Here is a 3,322-nt window from a genome sequence, read left to right as displayed (position 1 = left end):
TGCGCCGGAGGGGGACGGCGCGGAAGAGGCACTGCGGCGGCGCTGGATCGCCGCTGTGCTGGCCCTTGGCACGGAAGCCGCCGAAGGGTGGCTGACGGTGCTGGAGGCGGTGCCGCAGGCCGCCTGCGTTACGCTGGGCGGCGCGCAGCCGCCGGGCAGCCAGTCCGGCGCGGGCACAGCCGGGCAGCTAGATGAGCCATCCCGGCAGCCAGCCACGGATTCAATCGCGTCTGCCGCGAATGGACATAAGCGCCTGTCCCAGGACGCACCCGCTCCGGCTGCGCCGCTATACATCCCGCCAAGCCGCCTGCGCTCCTGGATGGCAAACATGCAGCTCAGCTCGCTGGCGGAGCTGGCATTGACGGGTAAAGAGCTGTCAGAGGGGCTGGACAAACGACCAGGGCCGTGGCTGGGGGAGCTGCTGCAGCGGCTGCTGCATGCTGTAGCGGCTGGAGATATTCCTAACGACAAACAATTATTGCTGCAGGAAGCAAAAAAGGATGGATCCTAATGAAAAGCGATGACACCCGGCACTTGACACGGCTGAACCGTGAGCATTTCGTTTCCGGATGGAAAGACAACATTCAGCTGCTGGAGACGGTGGTGTCTACCCAGGAGGAAGCGAAGAAGCTGGCTGAGAAGGGGGCGCCCGAAGGAACAGCGATCCGGGCGGAAGAACAGACAGGCGGCCGCGGGCGGATGGGCAGGAAATGGCACTCGCCAGCCGGAAAAGGCATCTGGATGAGCGTCGTGCTCCGCCCTGACCTCCCGCTGTCCCTCACTCCGCAGCTTACGCTGCTTGCCGGAGTGGCAGTGTGCAGGGCTATTCGTGAGGTTACCGGTGTGCCGGCCGGGATCAAATGGCCGAATGATTTGCTGGCCGGCGGGCGCAAAATCTGCGGGATTTTACTGGAATCCTCTCTAAGGGAAGGCGGCTTGCATTATGCTATCGCGGGCATCGGTATTTCTGCTAACCTGACCGAGGAAGATTATCCGGACTACCTGCAGGGAGTCGGTACCTCGCTGCTGATCGAAGGCGGGGGGATTCCTGTTGACCGTACCCGGCTTACAGAAGCTGTGCTGACTGAGCTGGAATATTTATATACGCTTTACATTGAGCAGGGCTTTAAGCCGGTTAAGGAACTCTGGGAAGCCATGTCGGTGACGCTGGGCCGCCAAATCTCGTTCAGCACGCCTCAGGGGCGTTGCGAAGGAAGTGCGATCGGTCTGGATGAGAACGGGGGCTTACTGCTGCAGGATGCTTCCGGGAAGATCATCAGCATATTGTCCGGTGAAATAGAAATGATCTGAAGTGACAAGGGTCCCATCCCTTGTCACATTTTTGTGGTGTAATTGACGGCTGAATTTGCTATACTATGGACAGAGACGGTATCGTTATGACGAACTGTACTCCGAAAAATTTTTGTTACACAAGAAATTGCTATGGGATACACCTTCATAACTGTACTACACGGTTACGTTGGATTCTGCTCTGAGCCGTAAGGACCGAGACAGAAGGGACGATCGCGAGTGACTCTTTTTTGCCCATCGGACCTTTTTAGCGGACAATGCTAAAGGGTTTTTTTGTTTGCGCGTTTACGCGTAATTTAACTGCGAAAAGGGGAACGGGAGCGAATGGCTGAAAAACACGCTACAAATATTGTGAAAATGAAAAAAATGAAAACGGACGGTGTGCCCCTGAGCATGCTGACCGCATATGACTATCCGTCGGCACGTTTAGCTGAAGAGGCAGGGATTGATCTGATCCTGGTTGGAGATTCTTTGGGGAATGTGGTCCTCGGCTACGATACTACCCTGCCGGTAACGATTGACGATATGGTGTACCATACACGATCAGTCGTCCGGGGGGCACCGGATACCTTTATTGTGACGGATATGCCTTTTATGACTTACCACGGCAGCGTTGATGAGACCCTGCGCGGTGTGCGCCGGCTGATGCAGGAGGGGAGAGCTCAAGCCGTCAAGATGGAAGGCGGGCTGGAAATTTGTGATACGGTCTCTGCTGTGGTGAAGGCCGGTGTGCCTGTGCTTGGACATATCGGACTTACTCCGCAGTCTGTCAACATGATCGGCGGCTACCGGATTCAAGGCAAAGATCCTGAGGATGCCCAGAGGCTGATAAAAGAGGCCAAAGCGCTTGAAGCAGCCGGGGCCTTCGGGATTGTGCTGGAGCTGGTAACCGAAGAAGTGGCGGAAGCCATTACGAAGGCGCTCAGCATTCCGACGATTGGCATCGGTGCAGGCCGGTATTGCGACGGTCAGGTGCTGGTATTCCATGATATACTCCGTTATGCCTCACCCTACCGGGACAAACGCTTCGTCAAAACCTATGCGGATGTGGGCAGCGTAATCCGTGAAGGGATCAGCACCTACGTTAAGGAAGTGAAGGAGCGCTCCTTCCCTTCTGAGGATCATATTTTCAAAGCGGATGAGCATGTATTGGAATCTTTATACGGCGCTGCAGAAAAAGGAGCGAAATAAGATGAGAGTAGTCAGAACAGTAGCACAATTGCGCGAAGCGCTTGAATATATGCGTCAAGGAGGGCATGCTCCCATCGGTTTTGTGCCAACTATGGGATATCTTCATGAAGGACATGCCAGTCTGCTGCGGCGGGCAGGGGAAATGAGCAGCACGGTCGTAATGAGCATTTTTGTCAATCCGCTGCAGTTCGGGCCCAATGAGGATTTTGCGTCTTACCCCCGCGATGAAGCCCGGGATTTGGAGCTTGCGGAACGCGAAGGGGCGGATATTGTATTTATTCCAAGTGTGGAAGAAATGTATCCGCAGCCGATCCGCACGAAAGTATCGGTATCCTCGCTGACTACCCGGCTTTGCGGTGCTTCCCGTCCCGGGCATTTCGACGGTGTGACCACTGTGGTCAGCAAGCTGTTTAACATTGTGCAGCCGGACTATGCTTTCTTCGGTCTTAAGGATGCCCAGCAGGTGGCTGTATTGCGCCGGATGGTTTCTGACCTGAACATGAATGTGGAAATTATCGCCTGTCCGATTGTCCGGGAGAATGACGGTCTCGCGCTCAGCTCGCGCAACGTCTACCTGTCGGCGCAAGAGCGCAGTCAGGCACTAGTGCTGTCCCGCTCACTCCAGAGCGTCCGCCAGGCCATGGAGGAAGGCGAAGTCCATACCGTAGACGAAGCGCGGAACCTGCTTGTCTCGGTGATTTCCTCTTCTCCGCTTGCAGTGATCGATTATGCGGAAATTCTGACCCTCCCGGATCTGGAGCCACTGGACGGAAGCTCATTCTTAACGGATGCGGACGGCGAGATCATCATGGCACTGGCC

General features: G+C 55.8%; 4 protein-coding genes. All 4 read left to right on the top strand.

Translation table 11 applies throughout. The annotated features are described in order from the left end of the window. A partial coding sequence (locus tag AQR02_RS16000; RefSeq protein ID WP_483414280.1) for an HD domain-containing protein occupies nucleotides 1-511 on the top strand: 511 nt, incomplete at its 5' end. Continuing rightward, on the top strand, nucleotides 511-1,311 hold the full coding sequence (locus tag AQR02_RS15995) for a biotin--[acetyl-CoA-carboxylase] ligase (protein ID WP_054941329.1): 801 nt from the start codon (nucleotides 511-513) through the stop codon (nucleotides 1,309-1,311). The genes AQR02_RS16000 and AQR02_RS15995, both read left to right, overlap by 1 nt. 324 nt (nucleotides 1,312-1,635) lie before the next feature. Next, nucleotides 1,636-2,502: a 3-methyl-2-oxobutanoate hydroxymethyltransferase gene (gene panB / locus AQR02_RS15990; RefSeq protein WP_054941328.1), complete on the top strand. Its 867-nt coding sequence runs from the start codon at nucleotides 1,636-1,638 to the stop codon at nucleotides 2,500-2,502. Between the two features lies 1 nt (nucleotide 2,503). After that, on the top strand, nucleotides 2,504-3,322 hold an 819-nt coding region (gene panC / locus AQR02_RS15985; protein WP_245237500.1), incomplete at its 3' end, for a pantoate--beta-alanine ligase.

The sequence above is a fragment of the Paenibacillus ihuae genome, from assembly GCF_001368795.1.
Taxonomy (GTDB): Bacteria; Bacillota; Bacilli; order Paenibacillales; family Paenibacillaceae; genus Paenibacillus_AQ; species Paenibacillus_AQ ihuae.
The sequence above is the reverse complement of the archived record's forward strand: the minus strand, read 5'-3'. Positions and strand labels throughout refer to the sequence as shown.